Raw genomic sequence first — 19,892 nt, forward strand, 5'->3', positions numbered from 1 at the left:
CGGGCTGCCTTTGTTCATACTGTCTACGATTAGCGGCGAATGGCGATCGCTTCAATCTCAATCTTCACGTCTTTCGGCAGACGCGCCACTTCCACGCAGGAGCGCGCCGGGAAGGTGGCCTTGTGCTCGGTGAAGAAGGCTTCATACGCAGCGTTAACGGTTGCGAAATCGTTGAGGTCTTTCACGAAAACGGTGGTTTTAACGATATCGCCCACTTTCAGGCCCGCGGCTTCGACGATAGCTTTCACGTTCTCCAGCGACTGACGCGCCTGAGCCGCAACCTCTTCAGGCACGCTGCCGGTTTTCGGGTCTACCGGGATCTGCCCGGAAGTGATGATCATGTTACCCAGATCAACGCCCTGAACGTACGGGCCGATGGCTGCTGGCGCATTTTCCGTCGCGATAGTTTTAGACATGAGTTCTCCTGAAATATTTAAATGTAATCAGACTGGCGTGGGCCATTATAAAGAGTGCTGGCTGCTTTATCATTAAGCAGGCCGCATTTTGCGAAGGAGAAAAGCGGATAACGCAGGGCGCTATCCGCATAAGGCGTGAGCCGCCGGGAGAAATTATTGGGTGACTTCGGTCCAGGCCATCGCCCAGTCAGAGCCAACCCCCGGCTCGTACTGGCTGGCGTGTTGGCTCCACTGCACGCAGTAGCCGCTGTAGGGGAACGGACGACATTGGTACACTTTGCCATTTTTAGGCTGCATGACCTTCGTCCCCGCCGTATAGCTTTTCAGGTTATCCGGGAAGGTATAATCGTAGTTTCCCGCAGGCGCTGGCGTTGGTTCGCTCTTCTCTTCCAGCATCAGGTTGATCACACCCTGGCTGATAATGGCGCCCTGCGCATTACTGGCTGAGTAGCGCAGCATATGATGGCCTGCCTGAACGTTGGTCAGTGGAATCGATAACGGCAGAGAGCGATTATCTATCGTTTGCTGGAGACTCCCTTTCTCTGCACCCGCATGATCGCTGACGACGGCGGTGAGATGCATTTCGCCTTTGGCCGCGGCGTTGAAAGTCACCGTTGCTTTGCCGTTTTCGATGGGGGTTGCGGCGACGTTGCTGAGGCTCAGGGATTCTTTCGCGGTATCGTCCGCTTGCGATTCGCTATAACTCAGCGTGACGCTTTGCAACGCGCTGCCTTGCGGCGCATACACCTGGTTAACGCCATAGATGGGATTAATGTTGCCACTGCCGTCTTTTACTCCGGCACGCAGGCTATCATGGTGTGCGGTATTAATGACTTCCGCCAAATCGTAAGACCATTGGCTGGATTTCCCTTGCGCTTCGCTGGCAATAGTCAATTCCGTTTGCAGCGAATGAACCTCTCCGCTGGCATTAAAGAAATGGGCAATGACTTTATCACCAGCATGAAGATCTTTTCCGCTCAGCTGACCGGTAAGCTGCGTTGTCCAGAGGGAACCGTTCTCAGCGTCATCGCCGGTACCGCCAAAATCGACGTCAATGGCCTGATAAAAACTATTTGCCGTATCGGCGATTTCCCAGACTGCATAAATAACCTGATAACCGGTACGCTCTGGCACATTACATGAGTGGGTGACCTCAATAGCCGGCGTCATGCCGTTACCGTCAATTTGACAGAAGGGCTTACTTTCAAAATCGCTGCGCGTCAGCGGCTTATTTTGGTCCCAGTTCTGTTTGGTTATGTAATAACGCCAGTTGGTGGTTTTATGGGGGGCAGAATGGTGCCAGATGAAGTTATTTGCCCCGCTCTTTATTGCGCTTTTAGCCCAGCGAGTCGGGCTCTGGCTATCAAGCTGCGAGAAGTTGGCTTTACCCGCGCTGGCCAGTTGACCGTCCGGCGGCATTGCGCCTTCAGGAAAACCGCTCGCTTGCTCAACGCTTTGCGGCTCCCACTGTACTGAACCGCAGTCGCTGTTTTTGCCTGTATTACATTGATAGGCCCGACTGGGCGGAAACGCCACGTAGCCATGAGCCAACGCCGAGGAGGTAAATAATAATGCGGCGGTATATATCGATAATTTCTTCAGTTGCATAATTCATCCAGTGAACAATGATTAATTATTGGAAAGCGTTTATGCAGTGTATAAAGCGAAAAATACCGGAGCAATATCGATGATATTTAATGATGAATATAAATAATGACTCATTTTAGCAATGAGGTGAGACGATCGTAAATGATAATAAACTGAGATAGAGTGATGCCTTTTCAAACGAACATTGAAATGGCAGCCGCGCGTTTAATGTATATGATGCTTTCAGGAACAGGCCCCTTTTCGGGGCTGCTCCTGATGACGCTAATAAATTTAGTTTGCCAGCACGACATGATGTGAAAATTCTTTTTCACAGTATTTGCACTTCAGCGCGATATCGTTTTCACGTTTCTTCACCGCAAAGCTGGAGGATACCGGCTCGGCGTGGCTGATGCAGTTGCTGTTCGGGCATACCAGCACGTTATTGATACGGTCCGGCAGATTCGGTCGTGATTTACCAACGACTTCATACTCATCAATGCGGTTCACCGTGGCCTGAGGCGCATACAGAGAGAGCTGGTTGACCTGCTCATCGGTCAGGAAGGTGTTCTCAATTTTGATTAAATCCTTACGGCCCATTTCGCCTGACGGCAGGTTCAGGCCGATGGTGATGCGCTGATCCGTTTCGGTTAGTTTGAACAGCGTCAGCAGCTTAAAACCGACCTGCGCCGGGATATGGTCGATAACGGTGCCACGTTTGATGGCTTCTACCTGTAATTTATTGTCGTGTGTCATCTTTATTTCCCCTTACAGTGCCAGATCGCTATTCAGTACCAGCGCCAGTAACGCCTGGCGCGCGAAGATGCCGTTGCCCGCCTGCTGGAAGTACCAGGCGTGCGGCGTTTTATCAACATCGGTGGTAATTTCGTCAATGCGCGGCAGCGGATGCAGCACCTTCATATTCTCACGGGCGCCTTCCAGGTCGGCGGCGCGCAGAACAAACTGCGCCTTGACGTTGGCATATTCTGACGGGTCGAGACGCTCTTTCTGTACGCGAGTCATATACAGAATGTCCACCTCTTCCATCACCTCTTCAATCGCGTTATGCAGGCTCCAGGCAATGCCTTTTTCGTCGAGCATATCGAGAATGTACTGCGGCATGGCCAGCGCGTCCGGCGCGATAAAGTAGAAGCGATTGCCGTTAAATTTCGCCAGCGCCTGCGTCAGGGAGTGGACGGTACGGCCATACTTCAGGTCGCCGACCATCGCCACGTTAAGATTTTCCAGACGGCCCTGCGTCTCCTGAATGGTGAAGAGATCGAGCAGGGTCTGCGTCGGATGCTGGTTAGCGCCATCGCCGGCGTTGAGTACCGGAATACCGCCGGAGAACTCGGTCGCCAGGCGCGCCGCGCCTTCCTGCGGGTGGCGCATCACGATAGCATCGACGTAGGTGCTGATGACCGAGATGGTGTCGGCCAGGGTTTCGCCTTTTTTGCCCAGCGAGGTGTTGCTGCTGTCTGAGAAACCGACCACGCTGGCGCCCAGGCGGTGCATGGCGGTTTCAAAAGACAGGCGTGTGCGGGTCGACGCTTCAAAAAAGCAGCTGGCAATCACTTTATGCTTGAGCAGCTCCGGCTGTGGATTTGCTTTCAGTTTTGCAGCGGTCGCCAGTACCAGTTCAAGGTCTTCGCGGCTGAGATCGTTTATGGAAATGATATGTTTTTGGAATAGCGGGTTAGCCATGTTTATCTCCTGACGCCTGGGCAAAAAAAAAGCCCCTTAAATAAGGGGCTTTACGAATACGGATGCAACGGAAAGGAAAAACGGCAGGCCAGCGTCTGTTCTCAGACGCGGTAAGACGCGATGTCGTACACACTGAACCATAATTCCTCCCGGCAAAACGGGTGGCATTATACGCAGCTCATTTTTCGGATCAAGCGATTAATCCACAAACAGGTAAACGTTTGCCTGGGTAATCATGCGTTAACGCAAAAAACCCGTAAAAAGTGGTGGTATGGCAGTCAGAAGGGGGGTATAAAACCTGAAAATGAAAAGCTGTTTTACATTTGAGGTTACTATGAACGTTGGAAATATTCACCATCTGCAAAGCGGGTTGCCGGAGCCTCTGCGCAAAGCTATTGAATACGTGAAAGCCCATGTCACCGACGCGACGCCGCTGGGTAAACATGATATTGACGGTAACAATCTGTTTTATCTCATTTCTGAAGATACTACCGAGCCGATGGCCGACCGCCGCGCCGAGTATCACGCCCGCTACCTGGACATCCAGATTGTATTGAAAGGTCAGGAGGGCATGACCTTTAGCGTTCTCCCTGCCGGCGAGCCGGATACCGACTGGCTGGCGGATAAAGACATCGCTTTCCTGGCTGAAGGGGCGCAGGAAAAAACCGTGATTCTCAGCGAAGGCGACTTTGTCGTGTTCTATCCCGGCGAAGTGCATAAGCCGCTATGCGCGGTTGGCGCACCGGCGAAGGTGCGCAAAGCGGTTGTGAAGATGCTGATGGTTTAGTTGACGAGCGTATTTTTACCCAAGGCTAGCAATTGTCGTCTTGTGACCATTGTTAGCCTTTGTTTTTTCTAGCTATTCCCAATTTTTTACTTCTTGTTCCCTCTCATTTGATGCTTCAGCCAAATGCTCATACCGCGCGCATTGTGCAAATTTTGATGGCGATCTCATTAATACGTTATATAACGTATTAATGTTGTTTCCGTTAATTTGAACAATCAATAATGAGATGTGGAGTTATTACTATATGAATACTAAAGAAATAATTAATGCCGTTGCGAAAGAGATAGAAGATAAAGGCGGAATCCGCCAGGTGTTCCTTGTGGCCTGCGGCGGGTCATTAGTGGATATGTATCCGGCTAAATACTTTCTTGATAGCGAGGCGACAACGCTTCATGTAGGCATGTATACCGCCAATGAGTTTGTCTACGCGACGCCAAAAACGTTGGGGGTGAATTCGCTGGTTATCGTCTGTTCGCACGGGGGCAACACGCCAGAATCCGTCGCTGCGGCTAAGCTTGCACAGCAGCATCAAGCGCATACTATTACGCTGACTCACAACGCTCAGGCACAGCTGATCGAATACGCCAGCCACAACATTCTCTATGCCTGGGGTAACGATACCAATGTGGTCGATAATCCGATGGCGATTATCCTCAATCTGTGCGTTGATACGCTGCAGCAGGTTGAAGGTTTCGATAATTACGCTGATTTCCAACAGGGAATGGCCCAAATTAACGGCGTCATTGCTCATGGCCGTCAGCAGGTTGCGGATCGCTGCCAGCGTTTTGCCCAAAAATATCAGGATGAAAAACTCTTCTATATCCTCTCCAGCGGAGCTTCTTACGGCCATGCTTATGGTTTTGCTATCTGCTCACTAATGGAAATGCAATGGCTACATGCCGCACCTATTCACTCCGGTGAGTACTTCCACGGGCCTTTCGAAGTTACGGATAAAGAGACGCCGTTTATTTTATTAATGAACGAAGGCCGTACGCGGGCGATGGATGAGCGAGCTTTGGTCTTCCTCACCAAGTACGCAGAGAAAGTGGAAGTCGTTGATGCTAAAGAACTGGGTATCGGGGTTCTCCCTCCGTCAGTCGTGGAGTTTTTCAACCCGGTGCTGTTTTACAGCATCATGTGTGAATATCGTTCTGCGCTTGCCGACATTCGTCAGCATCCATTGGATACCCGCCGCTATATGGGGCTGGTGGAATACTAAGGGGAATTATGATGAATGTGATTGGAATTGGCGATAACGTCGTCGATAAATACGCCCATACTCAGACCATGTATCCCGGTGGAAATGCGTTGAACTTTGCCGCTTATGCGGCCATGTTGGGACACAATGCGGCCTATCTGGGGATTTTTGGTAATGATGCCGCTGCGGAGCACGTTATGCAGGTGCTGGATAAAGTTGGCGTCAAGTGGCCCCACTGTCTGCAGGTGGCCGGGGAGAACGGCTGTGCGCAGCTGAAAATCGAAGAGGGAGAACGGATATTTCTTGGTTCGAACGCCGGGGGGATTCGTAAGACAACTTCGATGGATTTTATTTTTCAGCATGAGCAATACCTGCGTGAGTTTGATCTGATCCATAGCGGTTGTTATAGCTACATGGAGACGCAATTACCTCAGTTACGCAAGCTCAACATTCCTGTCTCTTTCGATTTTTCAGATGACTTTGTAATGGAGCAGGCGCTGCCGCTGTGCCGTTACGTCGACTTCGCATTCTTCTCATGCGCTGACTACAGCCTGGCGCAAACGCGTGAAATTGTGCAACAGGCGCAGGCCAGCGGGAGTCGCATTGTCTGCGCGACGCGTGGGGATGAAGGCGCGATTTTATTTGACGGGCAGGATTGGTATCAGCAGGCGCCCGATTACGTCACTCCAGTCGATACAATGGGCGCAGGTGATGCTTTTATTACCGCTTTCGTTTGCCATTTTCTGGCCCAACCTACGGGTAACAAGCGCGAAGCGATTACCAATAGCCTGCAAAAAGCAGCAGCTTTCTCGGCACAAATTTGCCTGAAAGAAGGGGCGTTTGGCTACGGGACTCACTACTAACCTATAACGCCCTCTCTCATTTTTCCGTACTGATTTCCGTCCGCTTGCCGGGCGGAAACGGGGATTTGTGCGCTTTTTCCGTGAGGAAAGAAATATGCATAGTGAAGCTGCTGATTTGATTTTACGTTCTGATGCTATTTTTACTGCTGCCAGAAATGAGCTATTTAGCGGATATGTCGTCATTAAAAATGGCGCTATCGCGGCGATGATAGCGAATGGGGAAGATATTCAACCCTGGAGAGGTGAAAGTACTCGCTTTATCGAACTTGGCGATCGCCTGATTTGTCCGGGATTTTGCGATAATCACACGTTTTTTACCGGCTATATGAGCATGCGGCGTGGCGTCGATCTCCATGCCGCCCGCGACAGTAATCATGCTCTTGAACTACTACAGGCTGCAGAAAATCTTCTCCCTGAGGGGAAAAGCCTCTATGGCTGGGGCTGGTCTGTTGCCCGTTGGGGAGCGGTGCCTGATGCCAGGTTACTGGATGACGCTTTCCCGCAGAGGCCGGTTGTCGCCATTAACGATGACAAAAGCTATTGCTGGATGAACCGTGCCGCCGTGGAGCTTTATGGCTTTACCGCTGAAGAGTGCAGCGCGGAGGCGAGAATCGCATTATTGGATGAGATGCTGGCTGATACCGCACAGTTAAAAAAAGAAATGCGGGCATTTATGACCCGACTTGCCGGACAGGGAATCACGGCGATAAAAGACGTTTGTTTCAACGATGCGCCGCGGTTGATGAATGCCTGGGATGAACTGGAAAAAGAGGATGCGCTGTCGCTGAGGGTGAGCATTGTTTCTCAGCCCGTATCTGCGCCTGTCGATCTTGCTTTCGGTGAACAGGCCCGACGCCGCTTTCATTCGCCATGGCTGCGGTTTCATGGTTTTAAATTTATGGTCGATGGCGTTATTGCCGATCATACCGGCGATATGATTTACCCCTATGCCGATCGTCCCGGCACGAACAATGAAAGGCCCGTTGACTATGATGCCCTGCGCCAGCAGGTTTTGCTGGCTGATGCTCGTGGATTCAACTGCTGTATGAATGCGGAGGGCGATGCCGCAATTCGCTGCTGTATAGATATTTTTGCCGAATGCCGTCAGCGTCACCCGCAGAGTGTGATCAGACATTCTCTGAGCGATCTGGAATGCCCGCATCCAAACGATATTCCCAGAATGGCTGAGCTCGGCCTCTTTGCCGAAGTTTATGCACAAATTCTGCTCCTTAACCCCTGCGAAGCCGAAGCCTATATGCGCGAACGCTATGGCGAAGAGCGCGAAGCGCAATTCTACGATTATGCCGCACTATTCGGGGCTGGCGTAACGGTCACTATTGGTACCGATCTGCCCCTGTTTATTCCTTCTGTTCCTGACGCGATGTATGCCGCCTGCTGTCGCCAGTTCCCTGATGGTTCACCCGTGAATGGCTGGTACCGCGAACGCGGAATGACGCGACAGCAGCTCTTAACGGCCTGGACGCTGAATAGTGCTCGACATCACGGCATGGAAGATATGACCGGTAGCCTTGAGCCGGGAAAACGTGCGGATATCGCGGTTTTTGACCGTAATTTGTTGAGCTGCCCGAATGATGAGTTACGGACTTCCACCGTTGTACTGACCCTGGTGGATGGCCGTATTACCCATGACCTTCTGTGACTCTAAAAATGCCGAATGACGGCGAACATAATATAAACATCTTACCGAGGCGGATTATGCGTATTGCAAAAATAAAGTGGGCGATGCCACACTGCTACGCTCTGATTTTCTTCATTATTATATTAGTAGCGCTGCTGACATGGTGTATTCCCAGCGGCAGTTTTGATTATCACTCAGTGACTTTACCCGGCGGTGAAACGAAAACATTAGTGATCCCGGGGTCTTATCATCTGCTGGAAAAAGTCAGCAGCGAGGGCGATTTACGTCAGGGTATTGCCGCCGTACTGGCCGCGCCGATGGAGGGAATTATCAAGGCCGCCGACGTAGTGGCGTTTGTACTCATTGTTGGTGGTGCTTTTGGCGTTATTTTACGTACTGGCGCTATTGAGCGGGGGCTGGTGGCGCTGGCTGAACGTCTGGCTGGTAAAGGGATTCTGGTTATCCCTATCGCAATGACCTTGTTTAGCCTGGGGGGCGCAACTTTTGGTATGAGCGAGGAGGTGATCCCTCTTTATGCGATCTTTATATCCCTCATGTTCGCGCTGGGTTATGACTCAATGACCGCGATCCTGATTCTTTTTCTGGGAACCCAGATTGGCTATGTTGGCGCAATGACCAATCCGTTCTCTGTACTCATTGCACAGGGCGTAGCGGGTATTCAGGGAAATCCGCAGCTTTGGCTGCGTGCCATCGCATGGCTGGTCTTCACATTGCTGGCGATGACTTACACCATGTGGTACGCACATCGTGTTAAACGCACTCCACAAAAGTCGCCGGTATATGAGAATGATTGCCGCAACCGTGAGCAGTTTTTGTCGATACAGGATACGTCGGTCCATTTTTCCATCGCCGATCGAGTGATTATCATCGCTTTTGTGCTGGCGCTGACCATCATCTCATGGGGGTTAATCACGCGTGGCTGGTACATGGTTGAGATCGGCTCCGTGTTCCTGGCTCTGGGGCTGTTTTCTGGGATCGTCGGGCGCATGGGTATTAGCGGGATGGCCGACAGCTTTGTCGAAGGGTGTAAAGAGTTTGTTTACGCCGCCGTAGTGATAGGACTCGCGCGCGGTATTTTGGTGGTGGCGGAGAACGGACGAATTATCGACACGTTGCTCTTTGGCTTGTCGGAAATGCTGGAAGGGTTGCCGCAGTACGCATTCACCACTCTGATGCTATTAGGGCATAACGTCATCACCTTTTTTGTCCCCTCCTCTTCGGGCGAGGCTGCGCTCACTATGCCCGTGCTGGCGCCTTTAGGCGATTTAGTGGGTATCAATAAAGAGGCGATGGTAATGGCTTATCAATTTGGCAATGGCCTGACGAACCTGGTCTCTCCTACCGGTGGTGTATTGCTGGCCGGGCTGTCTATTGCGCGCATTGGATTTGGTCAGTGGTTAAAGGCGATTGCGCCGCTGTTTCCGGTGCTGTGGATAGTCAGCGCCGTGTTTGCTGCGATTTCGGCCTGGGTCTAAGGGATATGCGCGCCGTCGTAGTTTGATGGGCGCGCTTCGATTATAATCCTGCTTCGCATTAATGGCCGTGCTGGTACCTCTTTTATGTCGAATTTTGGACTGCAACAGAATACTTCCGTACCGTTATACAGGCAGCTTAAAGATAAAATCCTCAGCGATATCTCGTCCGGGAAACTCGCTGAAGGAGAGAAAATCCCCACCGAGATTGAGCTCAGCGAACTTTACAATATCAGCCGCATTACGGTGCGCAACGCAGTGAAAGAGCTGGTAGCCGAAGGCTATTTGGTGAAAAAGCAGGGGAAGGGGACTTTTGTCTGTCTGCCTAAAATTGAGCGTAAAGTTGTTCACCTGCTTAGCTTTACTGCCGCATGCGATGCTAACCATCTACCAACCCACAGCGTAGTGACTCGTCGTGAGATTCTGCCGGACTATCGTAATGCGCGTCAGCTTCTTGAGCTTGAGAGGGATGATTCCGTGCTTTATATCCAACGCCTCAGGATCGCTGGCGATGCGCCGTTAATGTTAGAGAATAATTACTACTCTCTGAAACGATTAGGATTTTTACAGCAGGAAGATCTCAGCGGGTCGCTTTATCAGCTATTGCGTGATAAATACGCGATCGTGCCTACCTATGCGGGTGAAACGACGGTAGAGATGGTGCGCGCGCATTCTGACAACGCACCGCTGCTGCAGCAACCGCCCGGCGAACCGTTATTCCTGATGAAAACGCTGATTCTGGATAGCCAGCATCAGCCTATTCACTATGGAGAACAGTATATTGTCGCCGAGCGTTACACGTTTAGTTTTTGATTTCAGTGGGAAAGCGTCGCAACCATCACCGCTTTGATGGTATGCATGCGGTTTTCCGCCTGATCGAAAACGATGCTCGCCGCGGATTCAAATACCTCGTCGGTCACTTCCATTCCGCCGTGCAGGCCGTACTCCGCCGCCATCTGTTTGCCGAGCGTGGTCTGGTCGTCGTGGAACGCGGGCAGACAGTGGAGAAATTTCACCTGCGGATTGCCGGTCAGCGCCATCATCTCGCGGTTCACCTGATACCCGCGCAGCAGCGCGATACGCTCCGCCCACTTCTCTTTGGCTTCGCCCATCGATACCCAGACGTCGGTATAGATAAAGTCCGCGCCCTTCACGCCCGCAGCGATATCTTCAGTTAGCGTAATATTGCCGCCGTTTTTCTGCGCCAGCGTGCGGCACTGCGCAACCAGCTTCTCTTCCGGCCAGCAGGCCGTTGGCGCGACCAGACGCAGATCCAGCCCGGTCAACGCAGCGGCTTCAAGCATGGAGTTACCCATGTTATTCCGCGCGTCGCCGGCGTAGACCAGAGTCATCTCGTTAAAGGCTTTGCCCGGCAGGTGTTCCTGCATAGTCAGTAAATCCGCCAGCAGCTGGGTGGGGTGAAATTCGTTGGTCAGGCCGTTCCACACCGGAACGCCGGCATACTCGGCAAGGGTTTCCACCACTTCCTGGCCATGGCCGCGATATTGAATACCGTCATACATGCGCCCCAATACGCGAGCGGTGTCTTTAATCGACTCTTTGTGGCCAATCTGGCTGCCGCTTGGTCCGAGATAGGTGACGCGAGCGCCCTGGTCAAATGCGGCAACTTCGAAAGAGCATCGGGTGCGGGTAGAGTCTTTTTCGAAGATGAGCGCGATGTTTTTACCGGCGAGATGCTGAATTTCGATATTGTTTTTCTTATCAGCTTTAAGCCTGGCGGCCAGCTCAAGCAGAGCGGTGATTTCGGCGGGGGTAAAATCGAGCAACTTTAAAAAATGCTTCTGATAAAACGCGGACATGGTTCCCTCACGTGGCTCAAGCCATTTGTTGAATTAAAATTCACTTTATATGTATGAATATTCATTTGCAACCCCGCATCATAAATCTTTCTCTCAGAAGGTGGAGGCAATCACGGCGGTATGTGACAATAGAAGTATCTGCGACACATTATGAGGAACGAGCCATGGCTAACCCGGAATTACTGGAAGAACAGCGTGAAGAAACGCGTCTGATTATTGAAGAACTGCTCGAAGACGGCAGCGATCCTGACGCGCTGTACACCATTGAACACCATCTTTCTGCCGATGATTTCGAAACGCTGGAAAAAGTGGCGGTCGAGGCCTTCAAGCTGGGTTATGAAGTGACTGAGCCAGAAGAGCTGGAAGTTGAAGAGGGTGATACCGTGATTTGCTGCGATATCCTCAGCGAATCCGCGCTGAATGCCGAGCTGATCGATGCCCAGGTTGAGCAGCTGATGACCCTGGCGGAAAAATACGACGTCGAGTACGACGGCTGGGGTACCTACTACGAAGATCCTAACGGGGAAGAAGGCGATGACGACGAAGATCTCGTTGATGAAGACGACGACGGCGTCCGCCACTAAGTAGCAGAGGTATACGGCGGCACGGTATGCCGCCGTATAGCAAGGAACTTCAATGGATTACCCGCAAATACTCGCTCCGATTTTAAGCTTTCTGCATTGCCCAACACCTCAGGCGTGGATTGATGAAGCCCGTAAACCGGAAAACCTCCCGCTGCTGTTGACCGACCATATGGTGTGCGAACTGAAAGCGGCGCAAAACGCCATGCTGCTGGTGCGTCGATACGTCGCGGATAAAGCAGGCGCGGATGAACTGCTGGCCTGCCTGAAGCCGTACGAGGACTTTACCTACCGCTGGGGGCCGGAACCGGATTTCGTCGCGCTGCATAAGCAGATAAATAAAAGCGCTATGCCGCAGACCGACGATCCCTGGGGACGTCAGCTACTCGACAGCATGATCCTGCTAATCAAAGAAGAGCTGCATCACTTCTGGCAGGTGAGGGAAATTATGCTTTCCCGCGATATCCCATACGTCAAAATCACCGCCAGCAACTATGCTCGCGGGCTGCGACGGGAAGTGCGTTCGCATGAACCGGTCATGTTGATCGATAAACTCATCTGCGGAGCCTATATTGAAGCCCGCTCCTGCGAGCGTTTTGCCGCGCTGGCGCCATGGCTGGATGACGATCTGCAAAAGTTTTATCTGTCGCTGCTGCGCTCTGAAGCGCGCCACTATCAGGACTATCTGGATTTGGCGCAGAAGATTGCCGGGGACGATATCAGTGAACGCGTACGCCAGCTTGGCGAGGCGGAAGCGGCGCTCATTAACGCGCCCGAGGCGGAGTTTCGCTTTCACAGCGGCGTGCCCGCCTGAGCGTCAGGCCGCAGCTTCACCGCAGCGGCCTGACGATCCATTACAGATTGGCGTTTTTATCTTTTTCTGCTGTCGCGGCGGCTTTGGGCGCGCCGAGGGTGGTTTTAAACCAGTTCACTACCCGTTCAATAACCGGCTTCTGATACCAGCTGTCGTCGCCGTGCTCCGCGCCTTCCAGCAGCACGTAATCGGCCGGGTTACCCTCTTTCTTCAGCGCACGATAGAGCTGTTGACTTTGTACCGGTGAAACCAGAGTGTCGGCGCTGCCGTGCATAATTAAAAATGGCGGCTTTTTACCGCGGATATGGCCCATCGGGCTGGCAGCCAGCGCTTTTTGCGGGTCACTGGCAATCGTCGCTCCCGGCCAGTCACGAAAAGCGCTACCGTGGACCAGCAGCGCTTCAGTGACTGCAGGTGACTGGTGCACTTTTTGAATCGCCTGCGGAAAACCTTCGCCGATATTCAACAGATTCGAAATTCCGTACAGCGTGGCGGCGGCCTGCACGTCCGATGACTGCGCCAGGTTATCGCCACGATCGAACGTTTTGTCGCCATTGGTAAGCGCCAGCATCTGCGCCATATAGCCGCCTGCGGAATCCCCCAGCACGCCAATACGCGACGGATCTATACCGTATTCCGCTGCATGTTCGCGCAGATAGCGAACGGCGGCTTTACCATCGATAATCGGGGCCGGGAAGGTATCGGGAACCGTACGGTATTCCGCCGCCGCGACGACGAATCCCGCCGACGCCAGCGCCATACGCATCTCGATAAACTTATTCCAGGCCGCGCTGGTGAAACCGCCGCCGGGGAAATAGACGATTGCCGGTTTCAGATCGCCGTTACGCGGCACCAGCAAAGACATATGCAGTTGACGAACGGCGACGGTGCTTTTTACCTGGCTATATACGATTTCGTTGAGCGCATCGATACGGCCCCGTGTTTTTTCCACGCGGATGATCTGAGCGCCTTCGGTATTGCCAGCGAGTTCGCCGGCGTTAACGCTGGAAGCCATGCCGGCAAGTATCATGCTGCCGGTGAGCAGGAGGGAGAGTTTTTTCATTGTGTTCTATCCTGAGCAAGGCCTGCCGCGGCGGCAGGCTAAAAGATCCAATGCTCGAAGAGTGTATTAGCGAACACTTGCGGTGAATAACGCTCTTTTTGCATGAAAACCATGCGTTTTTTCGATTAATCCGCATCGCCTTTTCGCTGGCGCTACAGCACTTTCAGCATCCTGACTTCGCAGTCAACGTGGCCGGTGCAGCCCAGCGGCTCAGCAATATGCTCGAAGCCAAGGTGTTCATATAAACCGATCGCTTCTTTAAGGAAAGCGGTGGTTTCCAGATAACAGCGTTTGAATCCCTGCTGGCGGGCGTGATCCAGGGCCATCAGCGCCAGCTTTTTCGCCAGCCCCTGGCCGCGCGCGGAGGTCATAAAATACATTTTCTGGAGTTCGCAGATATCGGGCTCGCTACAGGTCAGAGGCGCAACCCCGCCGCCGCCAACAACCTGACCGTTTTGCTCAACTACCCAATAGGCGGCGCCCGGCTGGCTATATAGCTCATAGAGTTCATCCAGATTCGGATCGGCTACCGTATAGCCTTTGTCGGCGGTCAGGCCATATTCAGCGGAAACCTGGCGGATAACAGCGGCTATCGCCGGATTATCATTAGCCGTGATGCGGCGCAGGGTTAGCGGTAGGGTTGCGCTCGTATTCATGTGAAGACTCATTGCAAAATAATGACGGATAATGTTGTTAATAACACTGCTGGAGGGGAGAGTGCAAGCGAGGATCTTTCACAGAAAACGCCCCTTATCCGAATGGATAAGGGGCGAGTGAATTACAGCGCGGCGATAACCGCCTGCTGCTCAATCAGCTTCGCTTTCGCTTCCGCATAACCTTCCAGCTTCTCACGCTCTTTGGCGATCACCGCTTCCGGCGCGCGGGCCACAAAGCCTTCGTTGGAAAGTTTGCTTTCGATACGGCTAATCTCGCCTTCGATTTTGCTCACTTCTTTCGCCAGGCGCGCCAGCTCATCTTCTTTATTGATGAGGCCAGCCATCGGGATCAGCAGCTCGGCGCCGTCGATAATTTTGGTCACGGAAACCGGACCTTTATCATCGGCCGGCAGCACGGTGATGCTTTCCAGACGCGCCAGGTTCAACAGGAAGCTGCGGTTATCGTTCACGCGACGAATCGCGGCATCGCTGCAGCCGCGCAGCAGCAGCTCAAGCGGCTTACCAGGGGCGATGTTCATTTCCGCACGGATGTTACGCACGGCGACGATCGCCTGCTTCAGCCATTCGGTATCGGCCAGCGCCGCTTCGTCAACCTGAGACGCATCGTACTGCGGGAACGGCTGCAGCATGATGGTATCGGCAGTGATACCGCAAATGACCTTCACGCGCTGCCAGATGGTCTCGGTGATGAACGGAATAATCGGGTGCGCCAGGCGCAGCAGACCTTCCAGAACGGTCACCAGCGTGTGACGGGTGCCGCGCAGCTCAGACTCGGAACCGCCGTTCATTACCGGCTTGGTCAGCTCCAGATACCAGTCGCAGAACTGATTCCAGGTAAACTCGTACAGAATGCCTGCGGCGATATCGAAGCGGAAGCCGTCCAGCGCTTCGCGGTAGGCTTTGATGGTCTGGTTGAATTCCGCAAGGATCCAGCGGTCCGCCAGCGACAGGGTCATTTCGCCGCCGTTAAAGCCGCAATCCTGATCTTCGGTATTCATCAGCACAAAGCGGCTGGCGTTCCACAGCTTATTACAGAAGTTACGGTAACCTTCCAGACGCTTCATATCCCAGTTAATGTCGCGGCCGGTAGAGGCCAGCGCCGCCAGGGTAAAGCGCAGGGCGTCGGTACCATGCGGCTCAATGCCGTTCGGGAACTGTTTCTCGGTGCGTTTGGCGATTTTCTCCGCCAGCTGCGGCTGCATCATGTTGCCGGTACGTTTCTCCAGCAGCTCCGGCAGGGAGATGCCATCAACCATATCCAGCGGGTCGATAACGTTGCCCTTCGATTTGGACATCTTCTGGCCTTCGTCATCGCGGATCAAACCGGTCATATAGACGGTTTTAAACGGCACCTGCGGCTTGCCGTTTTCATCTTTGATGAAGTGCATGGTCATCATGATCATGCGGGCAATCCAGAAGAAGATGATGTCGAAGCCGGAAACCATCACGCTGGTCGGATGGAACTGGCGCAGGGCATCGGTGTTTTCCGGCCAGCCGAGAGTGGAGAACGTCCACAGCGCGGAGGAGAACCAGGTATCCAGCACGTCTTCGTCCTGGCGCAGCGCCACGTCGGCGCCGAGGTTATTTTCCTGGCGTACTTCGTCTTCGGTACGGCCAACGTAAACGTTGCCGTCGTTGTCGTACCATGCCGGGATGCGGTGACCCCACCACAGCTGGCGGGAGATACACCAGTCCTGAATGTCGCGCATCCAGGAGAAGTACATGTTTTCGTACTGCTTCGGCACGAACTGAATGTCGCCGTTCTCGACCGCTTCAACCGCCGGTTTAGCCAGCACGTCGGCACGTACGTACCACTGATCGGTGAGCATCGGTTCGATAACGACGCCGCCGCGGTCGCCGTATGGTACGGTCAGATCGTGCGGTTTAATCTCGTCCAGCAGGCCCAGCGCGTCGATGGCGGCAACCACCGCTTTACGCGCGGCAAAGCGCTCCAGCTTCTGGAACTCCGCCGGGATGGCGTTTGAGTAGACGTCGGACTCGTTGCCTCTGGTGTCGTAAACTTCCGCGGTTTCGCGGATATCGCCATCAAAGGTCAGGATGTTGATCATCGGCAGCGCATGACGCTTGCCCACTTCATAGTCGTTAAAGTCGTGCGCCGGGGTGATCTTCACGCAGCCGGTGCCCTTTTCCATATCGGCGTGTTCATCACCAACAATCGGAATACGGCGGTCAACCAGCGGCAGAATGACGAATTTGCCGATAAGGTCTTTATAGCGCGGATCTTCCGGGTTAACGGCCACGCCGGTATCGCCCAGCACGGTTTCCGGACGGGTGGTAGCGACGACCAGATAATCTTTACTGTCAGCGGTTTTCGCGCCGTCGGCCAGCGGATAGCGGATATGCCACATCGAGCCTTTAGACTCGCGGTTTTCCACTTCCAGATCGGAGATGGCGGTACGCAGTTTCGGGTCCCAGTTGACCAGACGCTTGCCGCGATAGATCAGATCTTCTTTGTACAGGCGGACAAAGACTTCTTTTACGGCGTTGGACAGGCCTTCGTCCATGGTGAAGCGCTCGCGCTCCCAGTCCACGGAGTTGCCCAGGCGGCGCATCTGACGGGTAATGGTGCCGCCGGATTCCGCTTTCCACTGCCAGATTTTATCGATAAAGGCGTCCCGACCGTAGTCGTGGCGGGTTTTACCTTCTTCGGCGGCAATCTTACGCTCAACCACCATCTGGGTAGCGATACCCGCGTGGTCGGTACCGGCCTGCCACAGGGTATTTTTACCCTGCATGCGCTGGTAGCGAATCATGGTATCCATGATGGTTTGCTGGAAGGCATGACCCATATGCAAACTGCCGGTGACGTTCGGCGGCGGGATCATGATGCAGAAACTTTCCTGGCTTTCGTCGCCATTGGGTTTGAAGTAGCCCTGCTTTTCCCAGTGCTCGTAAAGCGGCTGTTCGATATCTTGGGGGTTGTATGTCTTTTCCATTATTTCCAGGTTGCCGTGTTCAGGTTGAAACCAGCCATGCGGTACGCTTTGTAGCGTTCGCGCGCCAGTTGTTTCAAAGAGTCTTCATAAGGGACGAAGTCTATCACTTCTGTGAAAGCGGTGGCAAAATCTGCAAAGTTTAGCCGCAGGCTAATCAGAATATCCCGCGGGCTGCTGTTGCGTTTTTGCGGCCAGGCGATCTCCACCGGCGCGCCGCCGCGCGGACCTTCCCCCGCCAGATTATGCGGAACGAAACTTTCTGCGGGGCGTGCCCAGAGCGCTTCGTCCAGACGAATGGCCTGCTGCTCATCTTCGCAGGCGATGAGCACGCGTTTACCGCTGCGCCAACGTTCTGCGGCAATGTCACACACCAGCTGTTCAACGGCGCTCAGGCCATCCTGTTGCGTATCATTGTCCAGAAGATAGAACGTTGCGTTTTTCATATATGGGGCTTCTTGTGGTGACTTTAAATGCTTAAGCCGGGCGGCGCTACGCTGACCCGGCCTATAAACGGTATCTTTCCAGAGGCCCGGCAAGCGTAACGCCGCCGGGCATCAGACGGCAATTACTCTTCGCCGGTAAATCCGGCGCGGTTGAGCAGGAACTGCGACAGCATCGCCACCGGACGACCGGTCGCGCCTTTGGCCTTCCCGGAACGCCAGGCGGTGCCGGCAATATCCAGATGCGCCCAGTTGTATTTACGGGTAAAGCGCGCCAGGAAGCAGCCTGCGGTAATCGCTCCGCCAGGACGGCCGCCGATATTGGCCATATCCGCAAAATTTGACTCCAGCTGTTCCTGGAACTCGTCGGCAAGCGGCAGACGCCATGCGCGATCGCCCGCCAGTTCGGACGCGCCGATCAGCTCGTGGGCCAGCGGATTATGATTCGACATCAGGCCGGTGATGTGGTGGCCGAGCGCGATCACGCAGGCGCCGGTCAGGGTGGCCACGTCGATAACCGTTTCCGGCTCGAAACGCTCAACGTAAGTCAGCACATCGCACAGCACCAGGCGACCTTCGGCATCGGTGTTCAGCACTTCCACCGTTTGCCCGGACATCGTGGTCAACACGTCGCCAGGACGATAGGCGCGGCCGCCAGGCATGTTTTCACATCCGGCCAGCACGCCGACAACGTTCAACGGCAACTGAAGTTCCGCCACCATGCGCATCACGCCGTACACCGCCGCCGCGCCGCACATATCGTATTTCATCTCGTCCATGCCTTCTGAAGGCTTGATGGAGATACCGCCGGAGTCAAAGGTCAGGCCTTTACCCACCAGCACGATAGGCCGCGCGTCTTCTGCCGGGTTACCTTTGTATTCGATAACCGACATCAGCGATTCGTTCTGCGAGCCGTTGCCGACCGCCAGATAAGAGTTCATTCCCAGCTCTTTCATCTGCTGCTCGCCGATAACGCGGGTAATGACGTTCTTACTATAGGTATCGGCCAGCTGGCGCGCCTGGGAGGCCAGATACGCGGCGTTACAGATGTTGGGCGGCATGTTGCCCAGATCTTTCGCCGCTTTGATGCCGGCGGCGATCGCCAGACCGTGCTGGATAGCGCGTTCGCCGCTGGTCAGCTCGCGACGGGTGGGAACGTTGAAGACCATTTTACGCAGCGGGCGACGCGGCTCGCTTTTGTTGGTTTTTAACTGGTCGAAGCTGTATAGCGTCTCTTTGGCGGTCTCGACGGCCTGACGCACTTTCCAGTAGTTATTGCGGCCTTTGACGTGCAGTTCGGTCAGGAAGCAGACGGCCTCCATTGAACCAGTATCATTCAGCGTATTGATGGTTTTCTGAATAACCTGCTTATACTGACGCTCGTCCAGCTCGCGTTCTTTACCGCAGCCAATAAGCAGAATGCGCTCCGACAGAATGTTCGGCACATGGTGCAGCAATAAAGTCTGGCCAGGTTTGCCTTCCAGCTCGCCGCGACGCAGCAGGGCGCTGATATAACCGTCGCTAATTTTATCAAGCTGTTCGGCGATGGGGGAGAGACGACGTGGTTCAAAGACGCCGACCACGATACAGGCGCTCCGCTGCTTCTCCGGGCTACCGCTTTTTACACTGAACTCCATGCACTACGCTCCTGAATCTTAAAGACAACGACGGTGGCTACGGATAGAATTGAAAGCTTTCGTAACTCATGTCCGCTGTTGTGGTGACTTCGTGTTAATCTTAACGTTATTACGGCCTTGGTTCGTCAGAAAAGATCCTGATACGCAGAACCAGCGAGTCATTTAATCTTAGCGATGTTTTCGACGACTAAAGAGAATAAATGACGTTTAAGCCATGAA

At 53.6% G+C, this 19,892-nt stretch carries 19 protein-coding genes; 8 read left to right on the forward strand and 11 right to left on the reverse strand.

What is annotated here, in order from left to right; genetic code table 11:
- Positions 1-29: 29 nt before the first annotated feature.
- From ridA to ABLV75_RS05800, 5 genes are all read right to left on the reverse strand, one after another.
- Positions 30-416, reverse strand: coding sequence for a 2-iminobutanoate/2-iminopropanoate deaminase (gene ridA, locus ABLV75_RS05780; RefSeq protein ID WP_004108925.1), 387 nt, complete (start codon positions 414-416; stop codon positions 30-32).
- Positions 417-569: 153 nt separating this feature from the next.
- Positions 570-2,024 (reverse strand): N-acetylglucosamine-binding protein GbpA, encoded by a 1,455-nt coding sequence (gene gbpA, locus ABLV75_RS05785; RefSeq protein ID WP_200794736.1) that lies wholly within the window; start codon positions 2,022-2,024, stop codon positions 570-572.
- 270 nt (positions 2,025-2,294) lie between these two features.
- Positions 2,295-2,756 (reverse strand): aspartate carbamoyltransferase regulatory subunit, encoded by a 462-nt coding sequence (gene pyrI, locus ABLV75_RS05790; RefSeq protein ID WP_004098115.1) that lies wholly within the window; start codon positions 2,754-2,756, stop codon positions 2,295-2,297.
- 12 nt (positions 2,757-2,768) lie between these two features.
- On the reverse strand, positions 2,769-3,704 hold the full coding sequence (pyrB, locus tag ABLV75_RS05795) for an aspartate carbamoyltransferase (protein ID WP_004108911.1): 936 nt from the start codon (positions 3,702-3,704) through the stop codon (positions 2,769-2,771).
- A gap of 36 nt (positions 3,705-3,740) precedes the next feature.
- On the reverse strand, positions 3,741-3,845 hold the full coding sequence (locus ABLV75_RS05800) for a pyrBI operon leader peptide (RefSeq protein ID WP_077260121.1): 105 nt from the start codon (positions 3,843-3,845) through the stop codon (positions 3,741-3,743).
- A 193-nt stretch (positions 3,846-4,038) separates the two neighbouring features.
- Between ABLV75_RS05800 and ABLV75_RS05805 the strand changes: the two genes are divergently transcribed.
- From ABLV75_RS05805 to ABLV75_RS05830, 6 genes are all read left to right on the forward strand, one after another.
- A complete protein-coding gene (locus ABLV75_RS05805; RefSeq protein WP_200794735.1) occupies positions 4,039-4,491 on the forward strand; it encodes a YhcH/YjgK/YiaL family protein in 453 nt (150 codons plus the stop codon).
- A gap of 244 nt (positions 4,492-4,735) precedes the next feature.
- Complete coding sequence (locus tag ABLV75_RS05810; protein WP_004108909.1) at positions 4,736-5,710, forward strand: SIS domain-containing protein; 975 nt, start codon at positions 4,736-4,738, stop codon at positions 5,708-5,710.
- Positions 5,711-5,721: 11 nt separating this feature from the next.
- Positions 5,722-6,552, forward strand: coding sequence for a PfkB family carbohydrate kinase (locus ABLV75_RS05815; RefSeq protein ID WP_200794747.1), 831 nt, complete (start codon positions 5,722-5,724; stop codon positions 6,550-6,552).
- A 94-nt stretch (positions 6,553-6,646) separates the two neighbouring features.
- Positions 6,647-8,212, forward strand: a complete 1,566-nt coding sequence (locus tag ABLV75_RS05820) for an amidohydrolase family protein (RefSeq protein WP_200794734.1) — start codon at positions 6,647-6,649, stop codon at positions 8,210-8,212.
- A 56-nt stretch (positions 8,213-8,268) separates the two neighbouring features.
- Positions 8,269-9,687: a YfcC family protein gene (locus ABLV75_RS05825; protein WP_024273635.1), complete on the forward strand. Its 1,419-nt coding sequence runs from the start codon at positions 8,269-8,271 to the stop codon at positions 9,685-9,687.
- An 84-nt stretch (positions 9,688-9,771) separates the two neighbouring features.
- Complete coding sequence (locus ABLV75_RS05830; RefSeq protein ID WP_001727696.1) at positions 9,772-10,497, forward strand: GntR family transcriptional regulator; 726 nt, start codon at positions 9,772-9,774, stop codon at positions 10,495-10,497.
- Positions 10,498-10,499: 2 nt separating this feature from the next.
- Here the strand turns inward: ABLV75_RS05830 and argF are convergent, their stop codons facing one another.
- Positions 10,500-11,504: an ornithine carbamoyltransferase gene (gene argF, locus ABLV75_RS05835; RefSeq protein WP_004108896.1), complete on the reverse strand. Its 1,005-nt coding sequence runs from the start codon at positions 11,502-11,504 to the stop codon at positions 10,500-10,502.
- A gap of 164 nt (positions 11,505-11,668) precedes the next feature.
- Here argF and rraB point away from each other — a divergent pair, with 164 nt between their 5' ends.
- Positions 11,669-12,088 (forward strand): ribonuclease E inhibitor RraB, encoded by a 420-nt coding sequence (rraB, locus tag ABLV75_RS05840; RefSeq protein ID WP_004108894.1) that lies wholly within the window; start codon positions 11,669-11,671, stop codon positions 12,086-12,088.
- Between the two features lie 52 nt (positions 12,089-12,140).
- Positions 12,141-12,899, forward strand: coding sequence for a tRNA isopentenyl-2-thiomethyl-A-37 hydroxylase MiaE (gene miaE, locus ABLV75_RS05845; RefSeq protein WP_348854903.1), 759 nt, complete (start codon positions 12,141-12,143; stop codon positions 12,897-12,899).
- A 40-nt stretch (positions 12,900-12,939) separates the two neighbouring features.
- On the opposite strand, the gene ABLV75_RS05850 is transcribed toward miaE, so the two are convergent.
- The 5 genes from ABLV75_RS05850 to pepA all read right to left on the reverse strand — a co-directional run bounded on the left by ABLV75_RS05850 (position 12,940) and on the right by pepA (position 19,673).
- Positions 12,940-13,962: an alpha/beta hydrolase gene (locus ABLV75_RS05850; protein WP_032728801.1), complete on the reverse strand. Its 1,023-nt coding sequence runs from the start codon at positions 13,960-13,962 to the stop codon at positions 12,940-12,942.
- 152 nt (positions 13,963-14,114) lie between these two features.
- Positions 14,115-14,618 (reverse strand): GNAT family N-acetyltransferase, encoded by a 504-nt coding sequence (locus ABLV75_RS05855; RefSeq protein ID WP_004108871.1) that lies wholly within the window; start codon positions 14,616-14,618, stop codon positions 14,115-14,117.
- A gap of 122 nt (positions 14,619-14,740) precedes the next feature.
- Positions 14,741-17,596: a valine--tRNA ligase gene (locus ABLV75_RS05860; protein ID WP_348854904.1), complete on the reverse strand. Its 2,856-nt coding sequence runs from the start codon at positions 17,594-17,596 to the stop codon at positions 14,741-14,743.
- The gene (gene holC / locus ABLV75_RS05865) at positions 17,596-18,039 is read right to left on the reverse strand and encodes a DNA polymerase III subunit chi (RefSeq protein WP_004098129.1); all 444 of its coding nucleotides are present in this window, start codon (positions 18,037-18,039) and stop codon (positions 17,596-17,598) included. The genes ABLV75_RS05860 and holC overlap by 1 nt, the downstream gene beginning before the upstream one ends.
- Before the next feature lie 122 nt (positions 18,040-18,161).
- A complete protein-coding gene (pepA, locus tag ABLV75_RS05870; protein ID WP_004108865.1) occupies positions 18,162-19,673 on the reverse strand; it encodes a leucyl aminopeptidase in 1,512 nt (503 codons plus the stop codon).
- Between the last annotated feature and the right edge of the window lie 219 nt (positions 19,674-19,892).

The sequence above is a fragment of the Klebsiella sp. CN_Kp066 genome (assembly GCF_040065135.1).
GTDB classification, from domain to species: domain Bacteria; phylum Pseudomonadota; class Gammaproteobacteria; order Enterobacterales; family Enterobacteriaceae; genus Klebsiella; species Klebsiella oxytoca.

Excerpts from the sequence above, each read along its gene's own strand:
- miaE (WP_348854903.1), top strand. The coding sequence starts at position 12,141 with ATGGATTACCCGCAAATACTCGCTCCGATTTTAAGCTTTCTGCATTGC.
- rraB (WP_004108894.1), top strand. The coding sequence starts at position 11,669 with ATGGCTAACCCGGAATTACTGGAAGAACAGCGTGAAGAAACGCGTCTG.
- gbpA (WP_200794736.1), bottom strand. The coding sequence starts at position 2,024 with ATGCAACTGAAGAAATTATCGATATATACCGCCGCATTATTATTTACC.
- ridA (WP_004108925.1), bottom strand. The coding sequence starts at position 416 with ATGTCTAAAACTATCGCGACGGAAAATGCGCCAGCAGCCATCGGCCCG.
- pepA (WP_004108865.1), bottom strand. The coding sequence starts at position 19,673 with ATGGAGTTCAGTGTAAAAAGCGGTAGCCCGGAGAAGCAGCGGAGCGCC.
- argF (WP_004108896.1), bottom strand. The coding sequence starts at position 11,504 with ATGTCCGCGTTTTATCAGAAGCATTTTTTAAAGTTGCTCGATTTTACC.
- pyrB (WP_004108911.1), bottom strand. The coding sequence starts at position 3,704 with ATGGCTAACCCGCTATTCCAAAAACATATCATTTCCATAAACGATCTC.
- ABLV75_RS05810 (WP_004108909.1), top strand. The coding sequence starts at position 4,736 with ATGAATACTAAAGAAATAATTAATGCCGTTGCGAAAGAGATAGAAGAT.
- ABLV75_RS05800 (WP_077260121.1), bottom strand. The coding sequence starts at position 3,845 with ATGGTTCAGTGTGTACGACATCGCGTCTTACCGCGTCTGAGAACAGAC.
- ABLV75_RS05820 (WP_200794734.1), top strand. The coding sequence starts at position 6,647 with ATGCATAGTGAAGCTGCTGATTTGATTTTACGTTCTGATGCTATTTTT.
- ABLV75_RS05805 (WP_200794735.1), top strand. The coding sequence starts at position 4,039 with ATGAACGTTGGAAATATTCACCATCTGCAAAGCGGGTTGCCGGAGCCT.
- ABLV75_RS05815 (WP_200794747.1), top strand. The coding sequence starts at position 5,722 with ATGAATGTGATTGGAATTGGCGATAACGTCGTCGATAAATACGCCCAT.
- ABLV75_RS05830 (WP_001727696.1), top strand. The coding sequence starts at position 9,772 with ATGTCGAATTTTGGACTGCAACAGAATACTTCCGTACCGTTATACAGG.
- ABLV75_RS05850 (WP_032728801.1), bottom strand. The coding sequence starts at position 13,962 with ATGAAAAAACTCTCCCTCCTGCTCACCGGCAGCATGATACTTGCCGGC.
- holC (WP_004098129.1), bottom strand. The coding sequence starts at position 18,039 with ATGAAAAACGCAACGTTCTATCTTCTGGACAATGATACGCAACAGGAT.
- ABLV75_RS05860 (WP_348854904.1), bottom strand. The coding sequence starts at position 17,596 with ATGGAAAAGACATACAACCCCCAAGATATCGAACAGCCGCTTTACGAG.
- ABLV75_RS05825 (WP_024273635.1), top strand. The coding sequence starts at position 8,269 with ATGCGTATTGCAAAAATAAAGTGGGCGATGCCACACTGCTACGCTCTG.
- ABLV75_RS05855 (WP_004108871.1), bottom strand. The coding sequence starts at position 14,618 with ATGAATACGAGCGCAACCCTACCGCTAACCCTGCGCCGCATCACGGCT.
- pyrI (WP_004098115.1), bottom strand. The coding sequence starts at position 2,756 with ATGACACACGACAATAAATTACAGGTAGAAGCCATCAAACGTGGCACC.